Source organism: Microbacterium sp. NPDC091662 (assembly GCF_044756705.1).
GTDB lineage: Bacteria > Actinomycetota > Actinomycetes > Actinomycetales > Microbacteriaceae > Microbacterium.
Genome location: NZ_JBIVTM010000001.1, coordinates 715,577 through 739,511, shown reverse-complemented (window position 1 = coordinate 739,511; position 23,935 = coordinate 715,577). Strand labels below are relative to the sequence as shown.

The window sequence follows — 23,935 nt, the reverse complement described above, 5'->3', positions numbered from 1 at the left end:
GGTCTCAGCGGGCGAGGAACCGCGCCTCCACGGTCGCGGAGATGACGATTTCTTCGGGCTCGTACTCCATGGCTGGTGCGGAGTCGGCGGCGAATGCCGCGCCTCCACGCGCTTTGAGCATCATCGGAGCTCCCGGTGCCGGCTGTCCGCTGGAGATGAGGCCGACATCGGCGATCTCCAGCGGTGTGACCTCATCGAGGCCGAGCGCCCCCGCGTAGGCCTTGGCCCTCGTGACGGCGACGCCGACGGCCTCGGCGGCCACCTCGCGCTCGACCTGCGCGCGTGTCGCGGGTGTGAGGTGCCAGTCGACCCAACCGACCTCGACGCCGTCCCATGGGGAGATGTCGGAGACCCAGATGGAGAGTTCCGAGGCTTCCGCGAACGTGGCGGTGAAGTCGATGCTCGCGTAATAGACCGGTGCGAGACGCTTGCCCTCGCTGCTCCACGGACGTTCGGCCCGTACGGAGAGCCGTTTGCTCGTCCAGTCGACCACACTGCCCGCTTCCGATCTCTCGGCGATGCTGCTGCGCACAGGCTCGGCGAGGCGCATCACATGCTCGACGACGGCGGTGCGTTCCGGGCCCTCGGCACGCACGCCGACACGGATGGTGGCACGCTCCGGCGCGACCTGCGCCTCATGCTCGCCGCGGACGGTGACGGTGACTTCGCTCATGGGGCGACTCTACGCCAGCCGTCCGGACGACCCCGGAATGGCGGAGGGGCTGAGAACGTTGTAGTCTGTGATGCTCGGGTGTTTCACCACTCGGGTTGGTAATTCCACAGTGTGACAGCGGCTCCTTCGAGAGAAGGACCACGGGGCTGATCGGTTTCGACAGCGCCTGTGAATCCACGAGAAGCGGGCCGAGGATGCAGAGTTATCTCGTAAACGCTCTCTGCAAAACAATAGTTGCCGAAACCAAGCGCAACGACTTCGCCCTCGCTGCATAAGCGAGCCCGATAGTCCGTCAGGCCGTATGTGATTCCGATACGGATCCTGGCGTCATCTAGGAATCTTGCTGCGTGATGGCGTCTGGACGTCACGTGGGACTCTTCCCAGGCTGGGCTTGTCGACTTAGGTGTCTGTGACAAAGGTCGGAGCCGAGCAGAACGTCTTCACAGACTGCGCCCGGAGAAGGCGTGGAGACTCAGCGTTGGACGGGGGTTCGATTCCCCCCAGCTCCACCATGTCGCTGTCACGGAGAAACCCCCGGACCGCTTGCTCTCGCAAGTGACCCGGGGGTTTTTCATGCCCCCGCGAGCGCGGCGACATACTGGTCTATCGCACAGGGAGGGCATCCTCTATCGTGTGGGCATGACCGGAGCTTCGAAGTACCCGTCCGTCCGTGCCCACCTTTCACCTCGTGCGCAGGCGGCAGCCCTTGTCGCTGCCATGGCGGTCGTGATCTCGGTGTTGAGCGCAACTCCTGCCACAGCCGAGATCAGGCCCGTCCCAGAAGCGAGCGGGTACACATACAGTGCGGGGGAACCTGCCATCTGGGGCAGGTACGGAGGCACCGCCGGGTCGTACTTCGACAATGCATGCTCCGGGGGGTTCGTCATCGCGGGCGATTCCGGAACTTTCCTGACGACGGCCACCGCCTGCGGCTTCATCGGCGCGGCGGATGGCAGCATCCGTGGAGACGCCGGCTACCACGCCGACCAATTCGCCCGACGTGACAACGATCCGACGGTGCTCCTTCGCATGCGACCGGGCAATGACGCCGACATGCTGATCGTGGATCCGACCACCGGCCAGATGCCCGGGAACGGAGAACTGCAGGGGTGGACCCGGAGCGTCGATCAACCCGTCGGCCTCCTCATCGGGAAGATGGGGATCGATACCGGATGGACGGAAGGACGCATCCTCGGCACGGTGCCGGGGCGCTTCGGTGAGCAACTGCTGTGCACGGATGCGGCGGCGGGACCGGGAGACGTCGGTGGTCCGGTCTGGCGACAGGACGATTCCGGATTACGAGCCCTCGGTACTGTCGTCGGCATCAGTGATGCGGGCGGAGCCTGCTACCGGCCTATCCAGGAGACGCTCTATCAGTACGGCGCATATCTGCCCTCGTACGGCCCCCCGCAGGGCCGCCCCAGCTGGGGAACATTCGCTCCCGGAATGGTGGCCTACCCGGGAACGGCCGAGGTCACCTCCGTCGGTCGAGTCCTCGACAAGGGGGTCGACTGGCGGTTGTAATGACGCGATGCCGCAACGGGCTGCGAATGCCGGACAGCGGAGCCGAGTGAGGAAGCGGCGACCTCTATATTGAGGTCTGTGAACGCCACTCCTGCAGCAGTCTCGACCGGTCTCACGAGCGCCGAGGTCGCCGAGCGCGTGGCGGCGGGGAAGACCAACGCCTTCGTCGCCGACACGAGTCGCAGCGCGTGGAGCATCGTGCGCGCGAACGTGTTCACGCTCTTCAACGGCATCGTCTTCGCGTGCTTCTTCGTACTGTTCTTAGTCGGCCGATGGCAGGACGCCCTTTTCGGCCTCGCAGCGTTCGCGAACGCCATCATCGGGTGTGTGCAGGAGTTTCGGGCGAAGTCCGCTCTCGATCGCCTCGCGCTGATGAACGCGCCGCGCGCTCTTGTCCTGCGAAACAGTGAAGAAGCGGAGATCACGCCCGGAGAGGTCGTCCTCGACGATGTCCTCGTGCTCCGCGCCGGCGAGCAGGTGCCGGCCGACGCGCGGGTTCTCGCGTCGCGCGGGCTTCAGATCGACGAGTCGATGCTCACGGGGGAGTCGGACCCGGTCGAGAAGCAGCCCGGCGACGATGCGCTGTCCGGAGCCGTGGTCGTCGCGGGGGAGGGGACCGCGATCGCGACCCGTGTCGGTGCCGATTCCTACGCGAATCACTTCGCCGGCGAGGCGAAGCGCTTCTCCCTCGTCTCCAGCGAGCTGCGCACTTCGGTCAACCGGGTCCTGAAGTGGGTGAGCTGGATCATCGGTCCGGTCGGACTGCTTGTCTTGAATGCGCAGATCATCGTGCTCGGCGGCTACTCGACCGTGTTCTCCAGCGGTGCCTGGGTGCAGGCCATCGTGAACACGATCGCGTCGTTGACGGCGATGATCCCCCTCGGTCTCGTGCTCATGACGAGCATCGCCTTCGCCGTCGGAGCGTCTCGTCTCGCACGCCGGCAGGTGCTGGTGAACGAGCTGCCGGCTGTGGAAGGCCTCGCGCGCGTCGACGTCATCTGCCTCGACAAGACCGGCACCCTCACTGTCGGGGAGATCGGCTTCGACGAGGCACATCGCCTCGACGGCCTCGCCCCGGAACAGGCAGAGGACGCGGCGGCGGCGCTTGCCTGGTATGCCGCGGCGCCCGATGCGAACGCGACAGCACGGTCGATGCGGACGGCCTACCCGGTCGCCTCGCCACTCGTCGTGTCGGGGTACATCCCGTTCTCATCTGCGCGCAAATGGAGTGCGGCGTCCTTCACCGGCATCCCGGGGACCTGGGTGATGGGAGCACCGGAGATGGTGTTCGGCGATGCGGCCACATCGGCGGAGACGGAGCTGGGGCGCACGGTGACGGCACTCGCCGAGACGGGCCGCCGCACTCTCGTGCTCGGCCACGCGCACGCGGCCCTCTCGGACGCCGACGTCGACTCCGAGCGGCTCCCCGACGGACTCGCGGCCATCATCGTGCTGACCTTCCGCGAGCAGGTGCGCCCCGACGCCGCTCAGACACTCGCCTATTTCGGGCGCCAGCAGGTCGGCATCCGCATCATCTCCGGCGACAACCCGCGTACGGTCGCGGCCATCGCCCGAGAAGTCGGTCTCGACGTGGCCGACGGCTTCGATGCCAGAGAGCTTCCCGATGATGACGCCCAGCTCGCCGACGTGCTCGACCAGCACACCGTGTTCGGACGTGTCACCCCCGAGCAGAAGAAGCGCATGGTGACGGCGTTGCAGAGGCACGGACACACCGTCGCCATGACAGGAGACGGTGTCAACGACGCCCTTGCGATCAAGTCCGCGGATATCGGCATCGCGATGAACTCGGGCTCGCCGGCCACGAAGGCGGTTGCGAGGCTCGTGCTGCTCGACGGACAGTTCTCGCACCTGCCGGACGTCGTCGCCGAGGGGCGCCAGGTCATCGCGAATATCGAGCGCGTGTCGATGCTGTTCCTGAACAAGACGGTCTACGCGACACTGCTCGCGGTCATCTTCGGGGTGTTCGTGCTCGAATTCCCGTTCCTGCCGCGTCAGCTCTCCATCACCGACGGCCTCACGATCGGCATTCCGGCCTTCTTCCTCGCGCTCATGCCGAACGCATCACGCTATGTTCCGGGGTTCCTCCGACGATCGCTGAGCTTCGCGATCCCGTCGGGCGTCGTCGTCGCCCTGGGCCTCACCTGGTACACGTTCGTCGCCCGGGGGCTCGGCGTGCACGAGGAGCAGCTGCGTACCGGAGCCACCGTGATCCTCGCCGTCGTCGGCATCTGGGTGCTGGCCGTCCTCGCACGACCGCTCAACCGGTTCAAGGTGGTGGTGGTCGGCGCGATGTTCATCCTGCTCATCGCCGTGTTCACGATCCCGCTCGCCAGACAGTTCTTCGTACTCGTCGATCCGGGTGAGGAGCTCGCGATCGCACTCACCGGGATCACGATCGTGATGGTCGCGGCGATCGAGGTCGTGCGCCTTCTGCATCGTCGGCTCGTCCTGTCAGCACCCGAACGGACGAGTCCGCGCCGGGTGTCTCGTGCACCCGAGACGCCCGATCCCGCGCCTCCTGCCGTCGCCACGGTGATCACCACGGTGGTCGCCGTGCTCGCCTACGTCTTCGGCGCTCTGGCGACGGGTTTCGGCATCCTCGTATTCCTGGGGCGTTACGATCCGGACGTGAGTGCCTCGGCCTTCTCCCTAGCCGGTGCGGGGATCGCTCTGTTCGGACTTCTCGTGTTCGCTGTCGCGGCAGGCGTGCGCCGCGGCAGCGGACTCTCGCGCCTCATGCTCACGATCTTCCTCGGCATCGCGATCTTGTTGAGCGCGGTCGTCCTCGTGTTCGGAGACCGCTGGGACTGGGGCGCAGCCCTGACCGCTGCGTTCGCGGCCGGGATCATCGTGCTGCTGTGGACCCCGCCGGTCGCGCGCACCTTCGGGCGCATCCTCGAGAGTTCGATGGGGTCAGGACAGCCCTGAGGAGTCGGCCTCTGTCCGGCTGCGTGCCCTCGGGCGTCGAGCAGCGGGTGGGCGATGACCGCGTTTCGCCCGGGCGTAGGCTGCGGGCGTCGAACCGAACAGCTGACGGAACGCCTTGATGAAGCCTGTCGCAGTGGAGTATCCGCTGCGGTCGGCCGCTTCCTGCACTGTGCTGCCCTCCACGATGAGACGCTCCGCTGCGTACAGCCGGGCACGGGTGCGCCACTGCCCGAACGTCAGGCCGGTCTCGCTCTGGAACGCGCGCTGCAGGGTCTTCGTGCTCACGGCGAGCTGCTCTGCCCACTCATCGAGCTCGTGCTGGTCGTCGGGACCGGCGAGGATCGCCTCTGCGACCGTACGCGCGCGGGGGTCCGCGGGGACGGCGAGGGTGTCGAAGCTCTCGTCGGTGTGTTCGAGGATGTGCAGCAACAGCACGAGCGACGCCTCGAGCCGGTCATGATCCGCATCGGTGAGGCACAGGCTCTGCACGATCGCCCCTGCGACGGGGTCGACCGGTAACGCGAGGGGCCTGCTCCATCGTGCCTGCGGGAGGCGGAGCTCGGGGGCGAGGTAGAGGCTGAACATCTCCTCGGCCCCGGTCATGCGCATCTCGTGCTCTGCAAGCGCGGGGACCCAGGCGAAATGGTCGCCGTGCAGGCGCCAACTCGTATCCCCTACGCGGATGTGGGCGCCGCCGGGCACCCAGGCGAGCTGATCCGCCGTGTGGGTGTGCTCTTCGAAGTGCTGATCGGGGAACACCTGTTCCCGGTGCGCCGCAACTTTCTCAGATGTCGTTCCAGGCACAGGAATCCTTCGATCTCGGCGTATCCGGACCCCTGATCATCCTGAACGGACGGGTCGGTGGTTCGTATGGACGATGTGCGTCCATTCAGGATGATAGCGAATTAGGTAAGCCTTCACTATGTTTGGCAGGCGTCCCCCATGTCATTCCACCCGAGGAGCCCCATGTCCCGTCTGCACCGACGCGCCCCGCGAACCCTGATCGCACTCACGGCGCTCGTGATCACCGCCTCTTCGCTCGCAGCCTGCTCTGCGGGCTCGAACGCCGATGAGGGCTCGGGCCAGGCACCCTCTGGTGCCTACCCGGTGACCGTCGAGCACGTCTACGGCGAGACCACGATCGACGAGAAGCCCGAGCGCATCGTGACTCTGGGGTGGTACTCGCAGGATGTGGTCGCCGCTCTCGGCCAGGTACCCGTGGGCGTGGAGGACTTCACCTGGGGCAGCGTCGACACCTACCTGCCGTGGTTCGAGGACGAGGTCGAGGAACTTGGCGGCGAACTGCCGGAGATCATCGAGTTCACGGACGCCGGGGAGTACGACTTCGAGCAGATCCTCGCTCTCGCACCCGACGTGATCCTCGCCAACCACTCCGGGATCTCCGAAACCGACTACAAGCGACTCACCGAGATCGCACCGACGGTCGCCTTCGACAAATCGACCTGGGCGTCCGATCGTGACCAGCTCACGCTCACGATCGGTGCGGTGCTCGACAAGGAAGCCGAAGCGCAGGATCTCCTCGATGAAGCGGATGCGTCGATCGCCGCAGCTGCGGCCGCTCACCCGGAGTTCGCGGGGATCGTCTTCTCCTATGGATGGTTCCTCGCCGAAGGAGAGACCTCCCTCGGCCTGTACCTCCCGCGGGACCCTCGCGTGCCGCTCCTCGAGCAGCTGGGCTTCACATACTCGCCGGACATCGCAGCCCTGGAAGACACGACCAAGGAGTTCTACGCGAATGTCAGTCTGGAGGAGCTCGGCGACATCGACTCGCAGTTCCACATCGGCTGGGGGAACACTCCGGAGGATGTGACGCACACCATCTCCGATCCGCTCGTGTCCCGCTGGTCTCCGGTCGCGGACGGCGCCTACTACTTCTTCGACGACCAGCGACTCGCGTGGGCGACGACCGCACCCAGTGTGCTGAGCATCCCGTCGACGATCGACGACCTCGCCGACGCGCTGTCCGGCGCGGTGCCCGCCCGCTGATCGGTGTCGACGACGTCGAGCCGTACCGTGGAGCGTCCGTCGGCGTTCCACGGTGCGACCTTCCGCGCGGCAGGACTGGTTCTCGCACTCGTCGCCCTGCTCGCCGCCGTGCTGCTGAGCCTCATGGTCGGGGCGCGCGCGTTGCCCGCGTCGACGGTGATCGCCGCACTGGTGGACTTCGACGGATCGGATACTCAGGCGATCGTCAGGGATTCCCGTCTGCCGCGGACGATCGTGGGGCTGGTGGTCGGCCCGGCGCTCGGCGTATGCGGTGCCCTCATCCAGGCCTTCACCCGGAATCCGCTGGCCGACCCCGGGATCCTCGGGGTCAATGCGGGGGCGACTTTCGCGGTCACGATGGGCGTCGGACTTCTCGGAGTGCGAGCGCCGAACGCGTACGTGTGGTTCGCCCTGATCGGCGCGCTCACGGTCACCCTCATCGTCTATCTGATCGGCGCGGCAGGTCGTGGTGGCCCGTCTCCAGGACGCATGACGCTCGCCGGCGTCGCGATCGGCGCCGTGCTGAGCGGTATCACCTCCATCGTGATGCTGAAGAACATGGAGGTGTTCAGCACCCTTCGACTGTGGGGCCTGGGCAGCCTCGGCGGACGTGATGAGAGTGCGGTGGCCCTCATCGCCCCGTTCATCGCGGTCGGCCTCGTCATCGCCGTCATCGTCGCCAGGCCGCTCAACGCCATCGCGCTCGGCGACGACCTCGGGCGCACTCTCGGCGCGGGGCTCGTGAGCACCAGGATCGTCTCCGTGGTCGCCGTGACCGTCTTGGCCGGTGGCGCCACCGCTCTCGCGGGGCCGATCGCCTTCATCGGCCTGATGGTCCCGCATGCGGTGCGATGGTTCACGGGACCCGATCAGCGGTGGATCATCGCATATTCGGCGATCGTGGCTCCGAGCATGCTCCTGTTATCCGACGTGATCGGTCGCGTCGTTCTGCCCACCGGTGAGCTGCAGGTGAGCATCGTGACCGCGATCATCGGTGCCCCTGTGCTGATCGCCCTCGCGCGTCGGAAGAAGGTGAGCGGACTGTGAGCGCTTCCGTGCGCGAGGACGGGCCTCGCATGATCACCCTGCGCGTGGGCGACGTGCTCTGGCGGTGGGACGCCCGCACGCTCGTCATCCGCTCGGCGCTGTTCCTGGTCCTGCTCATACTGGCTGCGGCGACGCTCATGGTCGGCACGTTCTCGTTGGACTTCTCCCAGGTGCTATCGGCCCTCAGCGGCGGTGGTGAGGACAACGTCAGGAAGCTGGTGATCGAATGGCGGTTGCCCCGGCTGCTGTTCGCGGTGCTCGGCGGTGTCGCGCTCGGCGTCAGCGGCGCGATCTTCCAATCCCTCACGCGCAACCCGCTGGGAAGCCCCGACGTGATCGGGTTCGACGCGGGGTCGTATACAGGTGCGCTCATCGTCATGCTGGTCCTCGGCAGCACGTCCTACACGCTGATCGCGTCGGGGGCCGTCCTCGGGGGCGTGATCACGGCGCTGGTCGTCTATCTGCTCTCCTACCGCGGCGGGCTCCAGGGGTTCCGGTTCATCATCGTGGGGATCGGAGTGTCCGCGTTCCTCGTCGGGATCAACAGCTATCTCTTGATCAGCACGGGTGCCCAGCAGGCGCGGGCGGCTGTCGCCTGGGGATTCGGATCATTCTCGGCCCTCGGCTACGAGCAGCTCGTGCCGTTCGCGGTGATCCTCCTGGTGATCCTCCCGCTCGTGGGTTTCGCGCGTCGCGGCTTCGCGCAGCTCGAGCTCGGCGACGATGCCGCGAAGGCGCTCGGCGTGCGCGTCGAGCGACAGCGGCTGACGATGACGGTGCTCGGGGTGGCGCTCACCGCGATCGTCACGGCGGCCGCGGGTCCGATCGCCTTCGTCGCACTCGTCGCGCCGCAGGTGGCGCGCCGTCTCGTCCGGTCTCCGGGACTCGACCTGCCGAGCGCGGCGATCGTCGGCGCCGTCCTGCTGCTCGCCTCGGACTTCATCGGGCAGCGGATCAACATCACCGTCGGTCTCGTGACCGTCGTCCTGGGTGGGGGATACTTCGCCTGGTTGCTCATCAGGGAAGGGTTCCGTCGATGATCGAGAGAGGTTCCAGCCGACTGCGAGCGGAGGGGGTGACGATCGGATATGACCGTCGGGTCATCTCCGCCGACCTCTCTGTCGGCGTGCCGGACGGATCGTTCACCGTGATCGTCGGACCGAACGCCTGCGGCAAGTCGACGTTGCTGCGCGCGCTCTCCCGATTGCTGCTTCCGGACGCGGGGCACGTGCTGCTCGATGGCAAGGCGATCCAGAGCTATCGTGCGAAGGAGGTCGCGCGACGGGTCGGACTGCTGCCGCAGAGTTCACTCGCCCCGGATGGTATCCGGGTGGCGGATCTGGTCGGCCGTGGTCGCTATCCACATCAGTCGTTGATGCGGCCGTGGACGGACGCCGACACGGCGGCCGTCGACGCGGCGATGGCTGCGACCGGCGTCACGGAGCTCGGTGGGCGGCTCGTCGACGAGCTCTCCGGTGGTCAGCGGCAGCGGGTGTGGGTCGCGATGGTCCTCGCGCAGCAGACTCCGCTCCTGCTTTTGGACGAACCGACGACCTTCCTCGACATCGCGCACCAGATCGAACTGCTCGAGCTGCTCACCGATCTGCACGACGGCGGCAGCACTCTGGTCGCCGTGCTGCACGATCTCAATCACGCGGCGCGCTACGCCACCCACCTGATCGCCATGAAGGACGGAGCCGTCGTCGCCGAAGGGAGTCCTGCCGATATCGTCACCGCCGAGCTCGTCGAGGAGGTGTTCGGGCTCGCGTGCATCGTCGTGCCGGATCCTGTCACGGGCAAGCCGAACGTCATTCCCCTGGGTCGCGACCGGTCGGGTCGTCGCGGATGAAGGCTAACGTGGCCATTCGATGAGGATGAGCCCCTGTCGCGTATCGGCGAGGCGTACCCATCCGTCGCCGAACAGGTACGTCATGCCGTAGCCATCCTCGTCCGTGCCCATCGCGTAACGGGGGTCTTCGGTGAAGTAGACCCCGTCGGAACCGTCTTCGCGCTTCCAGCCTTCGGCGAGGAGCGCGGCCTGCGCGGCGGCGGCGTCGGAATCGTCGATCGGCGACCAGCCGTAGAGCTGGCCGTGGTCGGACCCGACGGTGTAGTCGGCCCAGAAGCACAGCAGACCCTCGGTCAATTCGACACCGCCGGCGACGAACTCCTTCTTCTCGGCCGTCCAGCCGGCATCGGCGAGAGCGGCGACCGTCCCAGCCGAGATCATTGACTCACAGGTGAGCTCCGCCTCGGGCACCTCCGGTGTCGGCGAGGTCACCGGCACGGAGGTCGTGGTCGGACGCGGATCCACCGCGTCCGGCGTCGACGACGGGCGCGGTTCCGGAGCCGCGCACGCGGTGAGGGCCACAACGAGCAGCAGGACGCCCGCGGTCGCGGACATGATGCGGGAGTTCATCGCAGGCCTCGTCGTTCGGATCAGTTCTGCATAAGGGTCAGGAAGTCATTGTGAAGGGTGCCGTTGGTTGCGAGTGTCGAGCGCGCGGAGATCGTCTCGACGCCGTCGATGTCCGTCATGCGGCCGCCGGCCTCCCGGACGATCGGAACGGCCGCTGCGATGTCGTATTCCTTGACGCCGAACTCGGCGACCATGTCGATGCGCCCTTCGGCGAGGAGCATGTACGAGTACACGTCGCCATACGCGCGGTCTCGCCAGACGCGGGCGGCCACGGTCAACAGCGTGTCGAGACGGCCTGCCTCCGACCACTGCGTGATGCTCTGGAAACTCACGCTCGCGTCGTCGAGAGAGTCGACAGACGACGTCCGCAGTCGACGCGGTTCGCCCTCGAGCGTCGTCCAGGCGCCTTCTCCGGCCGATGCCCACCAGCGTCGACCGAGCGCCGGCATGCTCACCACTCCCACCTGGGGGACGCCGTCGATCGCGAGCGCGATCATCGTGCCCCACAGCGGGACACCACGAAGGAAGTTGGCGGTTCCGTCGATCGGGTCGATGATCCACTGACGCTGCGTGCTGCCCTGCGCACCGAACTCCTCGCCGAAGATGCCGTCTTCCGGCCGTTCGGTCTCGAGGATGTGGCGGATCGCACGCTCCGTGGCGAGGTCGGCATCGGTCACGTGCGAGTTGTCGGCCTTGGTCGAGATCTCGAGGTCGGACGCGTCGAACCGGGGAAGCGACTGGGCATCGGCGGCATCGGCCAGGCGGAGCGCGAGTTCGAGGTCGTGCCGCAGGCTGTCGGGGGAGGTGGTCACGGTCTAAGAATACTGGCCTGATCGGCGGGGCCAGAGGGTCGAAAGGCCATGTTTCCGTGCCCTCCCGGCGGCGGCGCGCCCGGGGTCCGGGCTCGATTTCACATGGGACCGGTCGGCTGGTAATGTAATTCCTCGGTCGGGGTTATCCCGGGCCACGCACCTCTAGCTCAATCGGCAGAGCAACTGACTCTTAATCAGTGGGTTCTCGGTTCAAGTCCGAGGGGGTGCACGGAACAGCCCTGTAGACACTCTCGCCAGTGTCAACAGGGCTTTTCTGCTTTCCGGGCCGAGCGGGGGCGCGATCGTCGGACTTCCTCTGCTCGCATGCCTCGCTGGTGCTTTCGCCTTCTCCTCCCGTACGACGACAGCGATGTCATTGTGCGTCCGAGGGCCGAGCGCGACGGATTCCGCGGTATCGCGTAATAGATCGAGCCCGCCGCCGTCTCTCATATGGGGACACATGCCTGACGCCCTCGGATGCCTCGCTGCGTTGCAGCAGCGCCGACGGGATGGGCTCCATCAAGAACTGGGGAAGATCTTGTACGAGAGAAATGGCGGCGCCGGCGTGCGCCGAAAGACAACCGCGATCATCGCCGCTGCAGCCGCAGCACTGACCGCCGTGATCACGCTCGCGGGTGCGGGCGCCGCGTCTGCTGCGGAGTACGACTATCCCGCAGCAATCGATCCTTCATCGATCACCGTGACCACGGTCGGTGGCGGCGAAGCGGTCTCGCAGTGGGACCAGGTGCGCGTCGACGCCGATTGGTCGGTGCCGGACGGCGCGGTCGGCGGTCAGACCTTCGGGTTCACGCTCCCGAAGGAGTTCGGCCGGGCGGGGACGTCGTTCTCGGTGCCCTCTGCGGAGGATCCGACCACGATGATCGCCGAGTGCACAGTGAGCAGTGACGCCGCACCGGTGGTCACCTGCACCCTCACCGACTACGTGAACGGGCGCACCGGGGTGGCCGGGTCCCTGTGGTTCGTCGCCTCTGCCGATGAGCAGACGACCGAGAGCACGGTGGAGTTCACGGTCGACGGCACCATCACGCCTGTCGAGATTCCGGGGGGAGGCATCGGCCCGTCGGCGCCTCTGCCCACCGAACCGCAGAAGTGGTCGTGGCAGACGGACGACGGAAGGATCGCGTGGGAGCTCGTTCTGCCCGGTGCGAGCTTCGCCGGCGCGGAGTCGATCGTCGTCGACGACACGCTCACGGGAGCAGGGGACGGATTCGCCGAACACCACAACGAGGATCAGCAGCTCGAGGTGTGGAGCACGACGATGCAGGACCAGGATCCGCAGACGATCACGAACTGGACCGGCTCATGGAATGACGATGGAACGGCCTTCCACCTGGTGATCCCCGGTCCGATCGATCCGACGCGGATGTACTTCGTCAGGTACTTCACGGTACCGAGCTCGCAGGTCGACGGCGCCACCTACGCCAACACCGCCGACGTCAACGGGATCAAGCTCCAGGACAGGGAGGTGTGGTCGGTCACCGGTGGCGGAAGCGGCGACGGCGATGCCAACGGCGCGTTCACCGTGACCAAGGTCGTGAGCGGCTCCGGTTCGTCGGAGGTGCCGGCTGATGCCGTCTACACTGTGCGCTACAGCTATGGCGACCCGGTCGTCGAGCGTACCGTCACCGTCACAGCGGGGGCGACCGCGCCGCTCATCCAGCTCCCCACGGGGACCGTGGTCACGGTGGGGGAGCTCACCCCGCCGGCGGTCGACGGCATCGACTGGGGAGTGCCCGTGTTCTCGGGAGCCGGTGTGAGCGCCACGGCCGACGGCGGAGCGCAGTTCACCGTCGGTTCTGGTGTGACACTCGCGGTCACGCTCACCAACACCGCAACGAAGACGCCGCCCGTGATTCCGCCGGCGACACCGCCGGCGACACCGCCCACCGCGGTCACTCCGCCCACCGAGCTCCCGCTCACGGGCGGATCGTCGCTGGCCACAACCGGGGGCGACGTCCCCGTCGCGATGCTCTGGGGCGGCGGCGCTGCTCTGCTGCTCGGCATCGCGCTGACCCTGCTCGGAGCGGTCCGCGCCCGCTCGCGCATGGTGCAGGACTGAACCACCGAACAAGGCCGGTGCCGCGGAGCTTTCTGCTCCGCGGCACCGGCCTCGTCTGCGTGGGTCGGCGTGATCCGCTGTGCCCGTGAGATCACTCTCTGGTCGAGTCAGACGACGGTGATCACCGTGGCGCCGGTGATGCGGCGGAGCTGCTCGAACGTCAACGGCATGACGGTGTGCGGATGGCCCGCGGCCGCCCAGAGCTCTTCATGGTCCTGCAGAGCTTCGTCGATGAAGGTACGAAGCGGGGCGGGGTGCCCGACAGGGGCGACGCCGCCGATCGCCTGCCCTGTTGCCGAGCGGACGACGGACGCCGGGGCCATGGACACGTCTTCCGCGCCGATGCTCGCCCCCAGCGTGGCGAGCTCTACGCGATGACCTCCGCTGGTCATCACCAGTACGGGGTCGCCATCGGCGAGGAACACCAGACTGTTGGCGATCGCCGCCACGTCGCAACCGATCGTCGCTGCGGCCTCAGCCGCTGTCCGCGCCGAGTCCGGAAGCACACGGATCGAGGTGTCGACGCCGGCCTCCACGAGGTGCTGGTGCACGAGGCGGCTGCGTTCGGGGAGGGAGGGCGTTTCGCTCATCGCCCCACGATATCCAAGGCGCATGCCGCGACGCCGGAGCGGGCTGCGCTGGCCACTCCGGCGTCGGGGGTCCGGTTCAGGCGGCGTCGCCCACGAGGATGGCCGCGGCGTCCTCCGTCGTCGCATCCGCGGGCTCGTCGTCGATGTGCGCAAGCACTCGGCGTCCCAGGAACACCGTCAGTGCCGCCAGCAGCACCGAGGCGGCGGCGAACAGGTACGGAACCGTCGCATTGAAGGCGTGCCACAGCAGCGCCGCGATCGGGGGAGCCATCGCACCGCCGAGGAATCGTACGGCGGAGTACGCCGAGGACGCGACGGAACGGGGGAGGTCGGTCGCCTCCATCACGGCTTCCGTGAGCACGGTGTTCATGACACCGAGGAGGAGCCCGCCCACGACGATGCAGGCGACGAGCGCGGCGGCGTTCGCGACCAGGAGACCGGCGGCGACGAGGTCGATCGCCAGCAGGGGGAGCACGACCAGGATGATGCGGGTGCGGGGCATCCGGCGCATCAGGATCGGCGCGACCCAGACACTGGTGACGGCGAGAGCGACGCCCCATCCGAAGAACGTGAAACCGATGCCCATCGCGCCGAAGCCGAGCGGGAACGGTGAGAAGGCCAGCAGGACGAAGAAGCCGATGTTGTAGAACAGAGCCGTGATCGCCAGGACCGCGAGGGCGGGACGCCGCAGTGCGGTGAACGGTGCGGAGAACTTCACCGGAACCCGCTTCTCCCCGGGGCCGCGCAGCAGCACGAGAACGGCGACGAACGCGATGGCCATCAGCACGACGACACCGAAGAACGGACCGCGCCAGCTCTGCTCCCCGAGGAGTCCGCCCAGGAGAGGTCCCACGGCGATGCCGAGGCCGAGCGCTGCCTCGTACAGCACGATGGCCGCGCTGCTGCCGCCCGACGAGGCGCCGACGATCGTGGCGAGCGCCGTCGAGATGAACAGGGCGTTGCCGAGGCCCCAGCCTGCACGGAAACCGATGACGGCGTCGACACTGCCGCTCAGGGCGCACAGCAGGGCGAAGACGACGATCAGGGCCAGACCGATGAGCAGGGTGGCCTTCGCGCCGATGCGGCTCGAGATCCAACTGGTCACGAGCATCGCGAGTCCGGTCACGAGGAGATAGCTGGTGAACAGCAGCTCGGTCTCGACAGGGGAAGCCTGGAGCGATTCGGCGATCGCGGGCAGGATCGGGTCGACGAGCCCGATGCCCATGAAGGCGACGACGCACGCGAATGCGACGGCCCATACCTGGGCCGGCTGCTTCCACACCGAGGGGGTGGCGGGGGTGTTCACCGAGATTCTCCTGTTCGATCAGTGGCGGTGTGCGCGGCGAGGATCTCCGCCGCGCGGGTGAGGGCCGTCCATTCCTCCTCGCTCAGTGCGGCGAAGCGCGGAGCGAGCGTGTCGCGGAACTCGGCGCGCCAGGCGGCGAGCGCGTCGGTGCCCTGGGCGGTGATGTCGACGACGGTCGCGCGTGAGTCATCGGGGTCGGGGGAGCGGAGCACGAGTCCTTCCCGCTCCAGGCCGCCGAGGAGACGGGTCATGCCGGGCTGGGTGGTGCGGGCGGCCGCGGCGAGTTCACCCACCCTTCTCGCGCCTGCCTGTTCGAGGAGGCTCAACACTCGCCACTGCGCCGCAGGTGCGTCGTTTCCGGCGTCCTGAGCGGCGATGCGGCCGAGCGCGTACCCCGACAGCACCAGGGAGGGGATGACATCCACGCGATTCATACCAATGAGTATATACCTGTTGGTATGAATATTCGTCACCGCCTGGTGCTGGCGATCCTCGCGGAGAGCTGGTGCGCGTGCGCGAGGAGCGTGCGACCGAGTTCGGCCATCCGGTCCGGGCCGAAGCGGAACTCGACGCCGGTCAGACTCAATGCCCACTCCGGACGTCCGGCGCGATCGAAGACCGCGGCGCCCAGCCCCCAGCTGCCCTCGACGATCAGGCCGGGGTTGACCGCATAGCCCCGTTCCTTGGTCTCGGCGAGGCGTGCTCGGAGGGGGAGCCGACCGTGCGCGCGTCCCCACGCTCCCGCCAGCTCGGGGTGGCGGTCGAGATAGGCATCCACATCGTGGTCGGGGAGGAACGCCAGGATGGCGAGTCCGGCGCTGGCGACGCCGAGAGGGAAGCGGACCCCTTCGCTGAGCACGAAGGAGCGGATCGGGAACGACCCCTCCTCGCGGAGCAGGCACACCGTCTCGTCCGCCCGCCGCACGGAGAGGAACGCGCTCTCCTCGGTCTTGACCGCGAGGGAGCGGACGATATCGCGGGCGAGCGTGGTCACGTCGTAGCGCGCCGCCGCCACGGATCCCATGAGGAACAGCTCCGGCCCGGGCATCCATCGCGTGCTCGCGCCGTCGCGGTCGACGAGGCCTTCCGACTTGAGGGCGCTCAGAAGACGGTGGGCTGTGGAGCGCGAGAGCTCAGCGGCGACGGCGAGCTCCTGCAAAGAGGCTCCGTCCGAGCCGGCCGCGGTCACCAGGCGCAGCAGGCGCGCGGCCCGCGCGATCGCCTGGGTGCCGGGTACCGAAGAAGCAGGTTCCATAATGTGGACGCTACCTCCGGGTTCGGCCACATCGCAAGATCCTGCTTCCCCACGGACCTGTCTCCGGCGGATGCTGGGGAGAGCACGGAATCGAAGGAGCCGACGTGATCGACAAGCAGTGGGAGTCCGCCGAGGCGGCCGTCTCCGACATCGAGGACGGAGCGTCGCTGGCCGTCGGCGGTTTCGGCCTGTCCGGGAACCCGATCGCCCTGATCGAGGCTCTCCTCGCCCAAGGCACCAAGGGACTCAGCGTGGTGAGCAACAACTGCGGAGTGGACGACTGGGGACTCGGCGTACTGCTCGCCGCCCAGCGCATCCGCAAGATGACCTCGTCGTACGTGGGGGAGAACAAGGAGTTCGAGCGTCAGTTCCTGAGCGGCGAGCTCGAACTCGAACTCACCCCGCAGGGAACCCTGGCCGAGAAGCTCAGGGCCGGCGGCTCGGGGATCGCCGCGTTCTACACCCAGACGGGTGTCGGCACGCAGGTGGCCGAGGGCGGACTGCCCCGAAGGTACAACCCCGACGGGACCATCGCTGTCGCCTCCCCGGTGAAGGATGTGCGCGTCTTCGAGGTGAACGGGGAGCCGAAGGAGTTCGTCCTGGAAGAGGCGATCACCACCGACTTCTCCCTCGTGCACGCGGCACGCGGCGACCGCCACGGCAACCTCGTGTTCAACAAGGCGGCGCGCAACTTCAATCCGCTCGCCGCCATGGCCGGTCGTATCTGCATCGCCCAGGTCGAGCAGCTGGTCGAGCCGGGCGAGCTCGACCCCGACAGCATCCACCTTCCCGGCGTCTTCGTGCACCGGATCGTCGAGGCGGGCACCGACATCCCCAAGCGCATCGAGCGGCGCACCGTCGCCGCGGAAGGAGCCTGAGATGGCACTCGCCCGCGAGCAGATGGCCGCCCGCGCCGCCGCCGAGCTGGAGGACGGCGCCTACGTGAACCTCGGCATCGGCCTGCCCACCCTGGTGCCCAATCACGTGCCGCCGGGGGTGACGGTCGTCCTGCAGTCGGAGAACGGCATCCTGGGGGTCGGCCCCTATCCCCGGGAGGACGCCGTCGATCCCGACCTCATCAACGCGGGCAAAGAGACGGTCACGACCCTCCCGGGAGCGGCGTTCTTCGACTCGGCGACCAGCTTCGGCATGATTCGCGGCGGCAAGATCGACGCCGCGATCCTCGGTGCGATGCAGGTCTCCGCGAGGGGTGACCTCGCGAACTGGATGATCCCGGGCAAGATGGTCAAGGGGCCCGGCGGCGCCATGGACCTGGTCCACGGAGCCGGACGTGTCATCGTGCTCATGGAACACATGGCCAAGGATGGTTCGGCGAAGATCGTCGACGAATGCTCGCTGCCGTTGACCGGTCGGGGCGTGGTCGATCGGATCATCACCGACCTCGCCGTGATCGATGTGACTCCCGAGGGCCTGGTGCTCGTCGAGACCGCGCCGGGCGTCACCGTCGACGAGGTCATCTCCGCCACAGAACCACCGCTCGCCGTATCCCGCACGCTTCTCACCGGAAGGACCACAGACCATGACTGAGAACGACGTCGTCATCGTCGCCGCCGCGCGCACGCCCCAGGGGCGCCTCAAGGGACAGCTCGCTGCATTCACGGCGCCCCAGCTCGGCTCGATCGCCATCCGCGGCGCGCTCGAGCAGGGCTCGATCGATCCTGCCGATGTCGACGCGGTCATCGTCGGCCAGGTGCTCGCCGCCGGATCGGGGCAGAACGCGGCGCGTCAGGCGGCGATCGGCGCAGGGATCGGGTGGGACGTCCCTGCGCACTCGGTGAACAAGGTGTGCCTGTCCGGCCTGACCGCGATCATCGACGCGGCGCGGATGATCCGCACCGGGGACGCCGACGTGGTCGTCGCCGCCGGTATGGAGTCGATGACGCGCGCGCCGCACCTGCTCATGGGATCGCGCGACGGCTGGGCGTACGGCAGCGTCGAGGTTCTCGACCACATGGCGTACGACGGTCTCACCGACGCGTACGACAGGGAGAGCATGGGCGCATCCACCGAGCGGCACAATGCGCGATTCGGCCTCACCCGGGAGGCGCAGGACCGCGTCGCCGCGCTGTCGCATCAGCGTGCCACGGCCGCGCAGGAGGCGGGCCTCTTCGACGAGGAGATCGTCGCCGTCGACGTGCCGCAGCGTCGGGGAGAGCCGGTGCGCGTGACGAAGGACGAGGGTGTGCGTCCCGACACCACCGTCGAGACTCTCGCAGGGCTGCGAGCGGCGTTCGCCGAGGGGGGGTCGATCACGGCCGGGAACTCGTCACCGATCTCCGACGGCGCCTCGGCTGTGGTGGTGACGACGCGCAGGACTGCGGATGCCAGGGGGTGGGCCGTGCTCGTCACCGTCGGGGCGAGTGGTCAGACGGCAGGTCCGGACAACTCGTTGCAGGCGCAGCCGGCTCGTGCCATCGAACGAGCCTGTGAGAAACAGGGCATCGCGCCCTCGGATCTCGACCTGGTCGAGATCAACGAGGCCTTCGGCGCCGTCGTCGCCCGTTCGCAGGTCGAACTCGGTCTCGACGAGGGCATCGTGAACATCCACGGCGGCGGAATCGCCATCGGCCATCCGATCGGCGCATCGGGGAACCGGCTCGTCGTGCACGTCGCGCATGAGCTCGCGCGTCGCGGAGGCGGCACGGCCGCCGTCGGCCTCTGCGGCGGCGGTGGTCAGGGAGAGGCTCTCATCCTGACCCGGTGACGCGCGTCGCGGGAGGGGACGCGGTCAGGGACGCGCGTCCTTCGCGTGGTCCTGTGTGTCGGCGAGAGCCTTCTGCGACCGGAACTGCAGACGCTGCGCCTTCTTCGCCTTCTTGACCGACTGGGGTGAGTCGGCATCGACCAGCACGCCGCGGCGCTCGCGGTTCATGTCGATCACGGCGCCGACGGCGAGAGCCATCGTGATTCCCCAGCTCACCCACGACAGGACGGCGCGCCAGGTGATCGGCTGCTCGCGGGTGCCGCGCAGCAGAGAGACCCCGGCGGAGATCGCAGCGACAAGTCCGGTGCTGAAGAGGTAGCGCATGCCCCCCACGCTACCTTCCCGCACCCCAGGTCGCACCGAGCCTTGACAAGCCCTCCCTGATCCTGGCAGGGGAGTAGGTGGTGAAGGACAGCCGGAGGGTGCGTTCGTCGGGAGGACCGGAGAAGAACGAGGTGCCGGGGACGAAGGCGACGTCGTGGGCGAGCGCTGCGGGAAGCGCCGATGCCGCGTCCCGTCCCTCGGGGAGTCGAACCCAGACGAACATGCCGCCGTCCGGTCGGTTCCAGGTGCTGCCGTCCGGGAGCGCGGAGGGGAGCATCTCCAGCATCGCGTCGCGACGGGCGGCATACGCTTCGCGGATGCGCGCGAGTGCGGGCTCGCCGCGACCCGAAGCGAGGTAGTGGGCCGCCGCTGCCTGGTCGATCGTGGAGGTGTGGAGGTCGGCGGCCTGCTTGGCGATCGTGACCGAGGAGCGGATGTCCGCCGTGGTGCGGATCCAGCCGATGCGCAGCCCGGGAGCGATCACTTTGGAGAAGCTGCCGAGGCTGATCACATGATCGGGGGCGAACTCGGCGAGCGAGGGGAGGGCGTCCCCCGAGTACCGCAGCTGGCGGTACGGCTCGTCCTCGACGATCCGGAAACCCCGGCGCTGCGCGATCGCGGCCATCTCACGACGAGCGTCGATGCCGTGCGTGCGTCCGGTCGGATTCTGGAAGGTGGGAACGGTGTAGAAGAACTTCGGGTCGTGCTCTGCAGCGAGTCTGTCCAGCGCGTCGAGATCGAGGTCGTCGCCGGCGTAGGGGACGCCGATCACGCGGGCACCGGCCAGCGCGAACGTCTGGAGTGCCGCGAGGTAGCAGGGCTCTTCGACCAGGATCGTGTCGCCGGGGTCGAGAAGCGTCGTCGAGATCAGCCCCAGTCCCTGCTGGGACCCCGTCGTGACGATCAGGTCGGATGCCGCGGTGAGCAGGCCGTCGGTCGAGTAGCGTCTGGCGACCTCGTCGCGGAGCTGCGGGTCTCCCTCCGAGGTGGAGTACTGCAGCACGTCGGGGGAGTCGAGCACGGCATCGAACGCGGCGCGGATGCCCTCGACGTCGAAGAGCTCGGGGGCGGGGAGGCCGCCGGCGAACGAGATGACCTCGGGACGCGCGGTGAGGGCGAGCAGGTCGCGGACCGGTGAGGTCTTGGCGCTTCCGGCACGCTTCGAGCGCGACGGGAGGGAGAGGATCGGCGCGGCGGCCTGCAGGCCTGCGGGGGGCGGGACGGTGGACAACGGGAGTCTCCTCGGGAGCGTGTCGTTCGGCGGGTGTCGCCCAGACTAGACCCGTCTGGAAGGGGTTGTTTCCCTGCCGTTCCACGGTTCCACCCGCTATCATGGCCTGGTCGCGGCTCGCCCGCGGCCGCACAACCGTGTATCTACCGGCCGTCGGCATCCCGACGGACAGCGGCGGCACCCGACATCGCGTCTTCGACGCGCGAGAGCCATGACACGCGCAACAGCATCGCAGCAACTCGCCGAGCCGAGCCTTCTCCGACTCGCCGGCCTTCCCTACTTCCTGATCGCCTTCATCGCGCGGTTGCCGTTCGCGATGATGGTCGTCGGCGTCCTGACCGTCGTCGTCTCCGCTCGTGGTTCCCTGTCGCTGGGCGGGCTCACCTCCGCGGCTGTCGGCCTCGGCACCGCCTGCTTCGGGCCTCTGCTGGGTGCCGCCGCAGACCGCTTCGGCCAGCGCGTGGTGCTGATGGTGCTCGCCCTGGCGAACGGGGCCATGCTCCTGCTGTTCACCTTCGTGGTCTACGGGACCGCGGCAGACGGATTCGTGCTGCTCGCCGCGGTGGGCATCGGTGCCACCGCCCCGCAGGTCGCACCGCTCTCACGATCGCGACTGGTCACGATCATCAGTGAGCGGATGGCCGAGGGGCGCCGCGCCAAGACCGTGTCGGGCACGATGGCCTATGAGTCGGCCGCCGATGAGACCGTGTTCGTCTTCGGCCCCTTCCTCGTCGGCATCCTCGCGTCGGCCATCGCGCCGTGGGCACCGCTGGTCGGCGCTGCCGTGCTGACGGTGGTCTTCGTCGGCGCGTTCGCCCTGCACCCCAGCGGTCGACACGTATCCCAGGACCGCGATGCCGACGGCAAGGCACCGTCAGCCGTCTCGGAGCTTTTCCGCCCCCAGCTGCTGATCGTGGTCCTCGGCATCCTCGGAGTCGGGATCTTCTTCGGAACGATGCTCACCTCGCTGACGTCGTTCATGGCCGACCGCGGTGCTCCGGAGCAGGCCGGCCTCCTCTACGGCGTCATGGGCGTGGGCTCTGCGATCCTCGCGCTCGGTGTCGCCTGGCTGCCCGCCGCGTTCTCGATGCGTGCGCGTTGGCTCGTCTTCTCCGGCATCCTGCTGGCGGGAACCCTGTTGCTGGGGTTCGTCGACACGCCCGGCGCGATGATGGTGGCGCTCGCGATCATGGGCATCGGCATCGGGCCCACCCTGGTCACGCAATACAGCTTCGGCGCCGCCCGCAGTCCGCGCGGGCGATCGGCCACCGTCATGACGATGCTGGGATCCGGCGTCGTGGTCGGGCAGTCGATCGGCGCAGCCGTCGCCGGCGAGATCGCCGAGAACGTCGGCACCCCCGCGGCACTGCTCCTGCCGATGATCGCCGCGTTCATCGCCTTCGCCGCGGGCGTGGCCAACTGGCTTCTCAGCAGTGAGAGGCGTCGCGAGGCTCTCGTCAAGGCCTGACGCACGATCCGCGGAAATCGTGGTTCCTCGATAGCCTGGAGGAAACCCCCGGGAGGAGCCCTCGTGGCCGCAGCAGATTTCGTCGTCGTCGCCAACCGCCTGCCCGTGGATCGCGTGGTGGGGCCCGACGGCGAGGAGACGTGGCGCACATCTCCGGGCGGTCTCGTCGCGGCGCTCGAGCCGATGATGCGCAGCGTCCATGGCGCCTGGGTGGGCTGGCCCGGCCAGGCCGACGTCGAGCTGGAGCCGTTCGAGGCCGATGGGATCGATCTGATCCCGGTCGCGCTGAGCGCCCAGGAGGTCGCGGAGTACTACGAGGGGTTCGCGAACGACACGATCTGGCCGCTGTACCACGACGTGATCGCGCCCCCGCAGTATCACCGGGAGTGGTGGGACGCCTACGTCACCGTGAATCGACGGTTCGCCGAAGCGGCGGCTGCGGCGGCGGCGCCGGAGGGCACCGTCTGGGTGCACGACTACCAGCTGCAGCTCGTGCCGCAGATGGTGCGCGAGCTGCGCCCGGATGTCACGATCGGCTACTTCCATCACATCCCGTTCCCCGCGCATGGGCTCTACGCGCAGCTTCCCTGGCGTGACCAGGTGCTGCGCGGTCTGCTCGGCGCCGACGTCATCGGCTTCCAACGTGCGCAGGACGCCACCTACTTCCTGACCGCCGTGCGGCGACGCCTGCGGTACGAGGTCAAGGGGCCGCATGTCTCCGTCCCCGAGGGGGAGGGCACGCGGACCGCGATGGCGCGGGCGTTCCCCATCTCGATCGACACCACTCCGTATCTCGAGCTGGCCGCTCGCGAGGACGTCCGCGCGAGGGCGGCGGAGATCCGCGCGAGTCTCGGCAACCCGAAGCGCATCCTGCTCGGTGTCGATCGGCTCGATTACACCAAGGGCATCCGTCACCGCATCAAGGCGTACGGCGAACTGCTTGCCGAGGGCCGGCTCAAGGTCGAGGACGTGACGCTCGTGCAGGTCGCCAGCCCCAGTCGTGAGCGCGTGGACGCATACGTCCATCTGCGCGACGAGATCGAGCTCGCTGTCAGCCGCATCAATGGCGACACCGACACCATGGGCCATTCCGCGATCCGCTACCTCCACCAGGGATACCCGCGCGAGGAGATGGTCGCGCTGTATCTGGCCGCCGACGTGATGCTCGTGACCGCCCTGCGTGACGGAATGAACCTCGTCGCCAAGGAGTACGTCGCGACCCGGGTCGACGACCGCGGCGTGCTGGTGCTCAGCGAGTTCACCGGTGCTGCGGACGAGTTGCGGCAGGCCGTCCGGGTCAACCCCCACGACATCGAGGGGCTCAAGGATGCGATCATGACCGCCGTCGAGATGCCGCCCGCCGAGCAGGGCCGTCGCATGCGGTCGCTTCGTCGCCGGGTGTTGGACAACGATGTGAACGCCTGGTCGTCGTCTTTCCTGACGGCGCTCTCCGAGGTCCGAGGACGCTGAAGACCCACGCCCGCGATACCGACCGTGCGACCTCCCGCACGGGCCACCGAGAACC

General features: G+C 68.0%; 22 protein-coding genes, 1 tRNA gene and 1 other RNA gene. 14 read left to right on the top strand and 10 right to left on the bottom strand.

Features of this window, described 5'->3' with window-relative positions:
- Positions 1–4: 4 nt before the first annotated feature.
- On the bottom strand, positions 5–673 hold the full coding sequence (locus ACIQLD_RS03605) for an SIMPL domain-containing protein (RefSeq protein ID WP_402605078.1): 669 nt from the start codon (positions 671–673) through the stop codon (positions 5–7).
- A gap of 142 nt (positions 674–815) precedes the next feature.
- On the opposite strand from ACIQLD_RS03605, the gene ssrA reads away from it, so the two are divergent.
- From ssrA to ACIQLD_RS03590, 3 genes are all read left to right on the top strand, one after another.
- Positions 816–1,185, top strand: a transfer-messenger RNA (tmRNA) gene (gene ssrA / locus ACIQLD_RS03600).
- 127 nt (positions 1,186–1,312) lie between these two features.
- Entirely contained in the window at positions 1,313–2,197 is an 885-nt protein-coding gene (locus ACIQLD_RS03595) for a hypothetical protein (protein ID WP_402605075.1), read from the top strand.
- A 78-nt stretch (positions 2,198–2,275) separates the two neighbouring features.
- Complete coding sequence (locus ACIQLD_RS03590) at positions 2,276–5,146, top strand: HAD-IC family P-type ATPase (protein ID WP_402605072.1); 2,871 nt, start codon at positions 2,276–2,278, stop codon at positions 5,144–5,146.
- On the opposite strand, the gene ACIQLD_RS03585 is transcribed toward ACIQLD_RS03590, so the two are convergent.
- Positions 5,132–5,950, bottom strand: coding sequence for an AraC family transcriptional regulator (locus ACIQLD_RS03585; protein ID WP_402605070.1), 819 nt, complete (start codon positions 5,948–5,950; stop codon positions 5,132–5,134). The two genes, ACIQLD_RS03590 and ACIQLD_RS03585, sit on opposite strands and share 15 nt — an antisense overlap.
- Before the next feature lie 162 nt (positions 5,951–6,112).
- Here ACIQLD_RS03585 and ACIQLD_RS03580 point away from each other — a divergent pair, with 162 nt between their 5' ends.
- The 4 genes from ACIQLD_RS03580 to ACIQLD_RS03565 are packed head-to-tail and all read left to right on the top strand — an operon-like array spanning position 6,113 to position 10,049.
- Positions 6,113–7,153: an ABC transporter substrate-binding protein gene (locus tag ACIQLD_RS03580; RefSeq protein ID WP_402605068.1), complete on the top strand. Its 1,041-nt coding sequence runs from the start codon at positions 6,113–6,115 to the stop codon at positions 7,151–7,153.
- A 27-nt stretch (positions 7,154–7,180) separates the two neighbouring features.
- A complete protein-coding gene (locus ACIQLD_RS03575) occupies positions 7,181–8,200 on the top strand; it encodes an iron chelate uptake ABC transporter family permease subunit (protein ID WP_402605065.1) in 1,020 nt (339 codons plus the stop codon).
- Between the two features lie 29 nt (positions 8,201–8,229).
- Positions 8,230–9,240 carry a FecCD family ABC transporter permease gene (locus tag ACIQLD_RS03570; protein ID WP_402605062.1) on the top strand — a complete coding sequence of 337 codons (1,011 nt, stop codon included), beginning with the start codon at positions 8,230–8,232 and terminating at the stop codon, positions 9,238–9,240.
- Entirely contained in the window at positions 9,237–10,049 is an 813-nt protein-coding gene (locus ACIQLD_RS03565) for an ABC transporter ATP-binding protein (RefSeq protein ID WP_402605059.1), read from the top strand. The genes ACIQLD_RS03570 and ACIQLD_RS03565 overlap by 4 nt, the downstream gene beginning before the upstream one ends.
- A gap of 3 nt (positions 10,050–10,052) precedes the next feature.
- Here the strand turns inward: ACIQLD_RS03565 and ACIQLD_RS03560 are convergent, their stop codons facing one another.
- Both ACIQLD_RS03560 and ACIQLD_RS03555 read right to left on the bottom strand, forming a co-directional pair.
- Complete coding sequence (locus tag ACIQLD_RS03560; protein ID WP_402605056.1) at positions 10,053–10,619, bottom strand: hypothetical protein; 567 nt, start codon at positions 10,617–10,619, stop codon at positions 10,053–10,055.
- A 20-nt stretch (positions 10,620–10,639) separates the two neighbouring features.
- The gene (locus tag ACIQLD_RS03555; protein ID WP_402605054.1) at positions 10,640–11,431 is read right to left on the bottom strand and encodes an inositol monophosphatase family protein; all 792 of its coding nucleotides are present in this window, start codon (positions 11,429–11,431) and stop codon (positions 10,640–10,642) included.
- A gap of 156 nt (positions 11,432–11,587) precedes the next feature.
- Between ACIQLD_RS03555 and ACIQLD_RS03550 the strand changes: the two genes are divergently transcribed.
- Together ACIQLD_RS03550 and ACIQLD_RS03545 are read left to right on the top strand one after the other, a co-directional pair.
- Positions 11,588–11,660 (top strand) — tRNA-Lys (locus ACIQLD_RS03550).
- Between the two features lie 336 nt (positions 11,661–11,996).
- The gene (locus ACIQLD_RS03545; protein ID WP_402605051.1) at positions 11,997–13,511 is read left to right on the top strand and encodes an Ig-like domain-containing protein; all 1,515 of its coding nucleotides are present in this window, start codon (positions 11,997–11,999) and stop codon (positions 13,509–13,511) included.
- A gap of 107 nt (positions 13,512–13,618) precedes the next feature.
- On the opposite strand, the gene ACIQLD_RS03540 is transcribed toward ACIQLD_RS03545, so the two are convergent.
- From ACIQLD_RS03540 to ACIQLD_RS03525, 4 genes are all read right to left on the bottom strand, one after another.
- Positions 13,619–14,101, bottom strand: a complete 483-nt coding sequence (locus tag ACIQLD_RS03540) for a YbaK/EbsC family protein (RefSeq protein ID WP_402605048.1) — start codon at positions 14,099–14,101, stop codon at positions 13,619–13,621.
- 76 nt (positions 14,102–14,177) lie between these two features.
- Complete coding sequence (locus ACIQLD_RS03535; RefSeq protein ID WP_402605045.1) at positions 14,178–15,407, bottom strand: MFS transporter; 1,230 nt, start codon at positions 15,405–15,407, stop codon at positions 14,178–14,180.
- Entirely contained in the window at positions 15,404–15,841 is a 438-nt protein-coding gene (locus ACIQLD_RS03530; protein WP_402605042.1) for a MarR family winged helix-turn-helix transcriptional regulator, read from the bottom strand. Before ACIQLD_RS03530 ends, ACIQLD_RS03535 begins: the two co-directional genes overlap by 4 nt.
- A gap of 35 nt (positions 15,842–15,876) precedes the next feature.
- Positions 15,877–16,662, bottom strand: a complete 786-nt coding sequence (locus ACIQLD_RS03525) for an IclR family transcriptional regulator (RefSeq protein WP_402605040.1) — start codon at positions 16,660–16,662, stop codon at positions 15,877–15,879.
- A gap of 104 nt (positions 16,663–16,766) precedes the next feature.
- Here ACIQLD_RS03525 and ACIQLD_RS03520 point away from each other — a divergent pair, with 104 nt between their 5' ends.
- From ACIQLD_RS03520 to ACIQLD_RS03510, 3 genes are read left to right on the top strand one after another with little or no spacing between them, the layout of a single operon-like run.
- Positions 16,767–17,540: a CoA transferase subunit A gene (locus ACIQLD_RS03520; RefSeq protein ID WP_402605037.1), complete on the top strand. Its 774-nt coding sequence runs from the start codon at positions 16,767–16,769 to the stop codon at positions 17,538–17,540.
- 1 nt (position 17,541) lies between these two features.
- The gene (locus tag ACIQLD_RS03515) at positions 17,542–18,210 is read left to right on the top strand and encodes a CoA transferase subunit B (RefSeq protein ID WP_402605035.1); all 669 of its coding nucleotides are present in this window, start codon (positions 17,542–17,544) and stop codon (positions 18,208–18,210) included.
- The gene (locus ACIQLD_RS03510; RefSeq protein ID WP_402605033.1) at positions 18,203–19,387 is read left to right on the top strand and encodes an acetyl-CoA C-acetyltransferase; all 1,185 of its coding nucleotides are present in this window, start codon (positions 18,203–18,205) and stop codon (positions 19,385–19,387) included. Before ACIQLD_RS03515 ends, ACIQLD_RS03510 begins: the two co-directional genes overlap by 8 nt.
- Positions 19,388–19,411: 24 nt before the next feature.
- On the opposite strand, the gene ACIQLD_RS03505 is transcribed toward ACIQLD_RS03510, so the two are convergent.
- Together ACIQLD_RS03505 and ACIQLD_RS03500 are read right to left on the bottom strand one after the other, a co-directional pair.
- The gene (locus ACIQLD_RS03505; protein WP_045265130.1) at positions 19,412–19,711 is read right to left on the bottom strand and encodes a hypothetical protein; all 300 of its coding nucleotides are present in this window, start codon (positions 19,709–19,711) and stop codon (positions 19,412–19,414) included.
- A gap of 10 nt (positions 19,712–19,721) precedes the next feature.
- On the bottom strand, positions 19,722–20,942 hold the full coding sequence (locus ACIQLD_RS03500) for a PLP-dependent aminotransferase family protein (RefSeq protein WP_402605030.1): 1,221 nt from the start codon (positions 20,940–20,942) through the stop codon (positions 19,722–19,724).
- 211 nt (positions 20,943–21,153) lie between these two features.
- Between ACIQLD_RS03500 and ACIQLD_RS03495 the strand changes: the two genes are divergently transcribed.
- Together ACIQLD_RS03495 and ACIQLD_RS03490 are read left to right on the top strand one after the other, a co-directional pair.
- Entirely contained in the window at positions 21,154–22,410 is a 1,257-nt protein-coding gene (locus ACIQLD_RS03495; protein ID WP_402605026.1) for an MFS transporter, read from the top strand.
- A 63-nt stretch (positions 22,411–22,473) separates the two neighbouring features.
- A complete protein-coding gene (locus ACIQLD_RS03490; RefSeq protein ID WP_402605023.1) occupies positions 22,474–23,880 on the top strand; it encodes a trehalose-6-phosphate synthase in 1,407 nt (468 codons plus the stop codon).
- Positions 23,881–23,935: the final 55 nt, after the last annotated feature.

What these genes read in the sequence shown, in the direction of transcription:
- ACIQLD_RS03605 (WP_402605078.1), bottom strand. Translation starts at nt 673, where the DNA reads ATGAGCGAAGTCACCGTCACCGTCCGCGGCGAGCATGAGGCGCAGGTC.
- ACIQLD_RS03595 (WP_402605075.1), top strand. Translation starts at nt 1,313, where the DNA reads ATGACCGGAGCTTCGAAGTACCCGTCCGTCCGTGCCCACCTTTCACCT.
- ACIQLD_RS03580 (WP_402605068.1), top strand. Translation starts at nt 6,113, where the DNA reads ATGTCCCGTCTGCACCGACGCGCCCCGCGAACCCTGATCGCACTCACG.
- ACIQLD_RS03570 (WP_402605062.1), top strand. Translation starts at nt 8,230, where the DNA reads ATGATCACCCTGCGCGTGGGCGACGTGCTCTGGCGGTGGGACGCCCGC.
- ACIQLD_RS03565 (WP_402605059.1), top strand. Translation starts at nt 9,237, where the DNA reads ATGATCGAGAGAGGTTCCAGCCGACTGCGAGCGGAGGGGGTGACGATC.
- ACIQLD_RS03560 (WP_402605056.1), bottom strand. Translation starts at nt 10,619, where the DNA reads ATGAACTCCCGCATCATGTCCGCGACCGCGGGCGTCCTGCTGCTCGTT.
- ACIQLD_RS03540 (WP_402605048.1), bottom strand. Translation starts at nt 14,101, where the DNA reads ATGAGCGAAACGCCCTCCCTCCCCGAACGCAGCCGCCTCGTGCACCAG.
- ACIQLD_RS03530 (WP_402605042.1), bottom strand. Translation starts at nt 15,841, where the DNA reads ATGAATCGCGTGGATGTCATCCCCTCCCTGGTGCTGTCGGGGTACGCG.
- ACIQLD_RS03525 (WP_402605040.1), bottom strand. Translation starts at nt 16,662, where the DNA reads ATGGAACCTGCTTCTTCGGTACCCGGCACCCAGGCGATCGCGCGGGCC.
- ACIQLD_RS03515 (WP_402605035.1), top strand. Translation starts at nt 17,542, where the DNA reads ATGGCACTCGCCCGCGAGCAGATGGCCGCCCGCGCCGCCGCCGAGCTG.
- ACIQLD_RS03510 (WP_402605033.1), top strand. Translation starts at nt 18,203, where the DNA reads ATGACTGAGAACGACGTCGTCATCGTCGCCGCCGCGCGCACGCCCCAG.
- ACIQLD_RS03505 (WP_045265130.1), bottom strand. Translation starts at nt 19,711, where the DNA reads ATGCGCTACCTCTTCAGCACCGGACTTGTCGCTGCGATCTCCGCCGGG.
- ACIQLD_RS03495 (WP_402605026.1), top strand. Translation starts at nt 21,154, where the DNA reads ATGACACGCGCAACAGCATCGCAGCAACTCGCCGAGCCGAGCCTTCTC.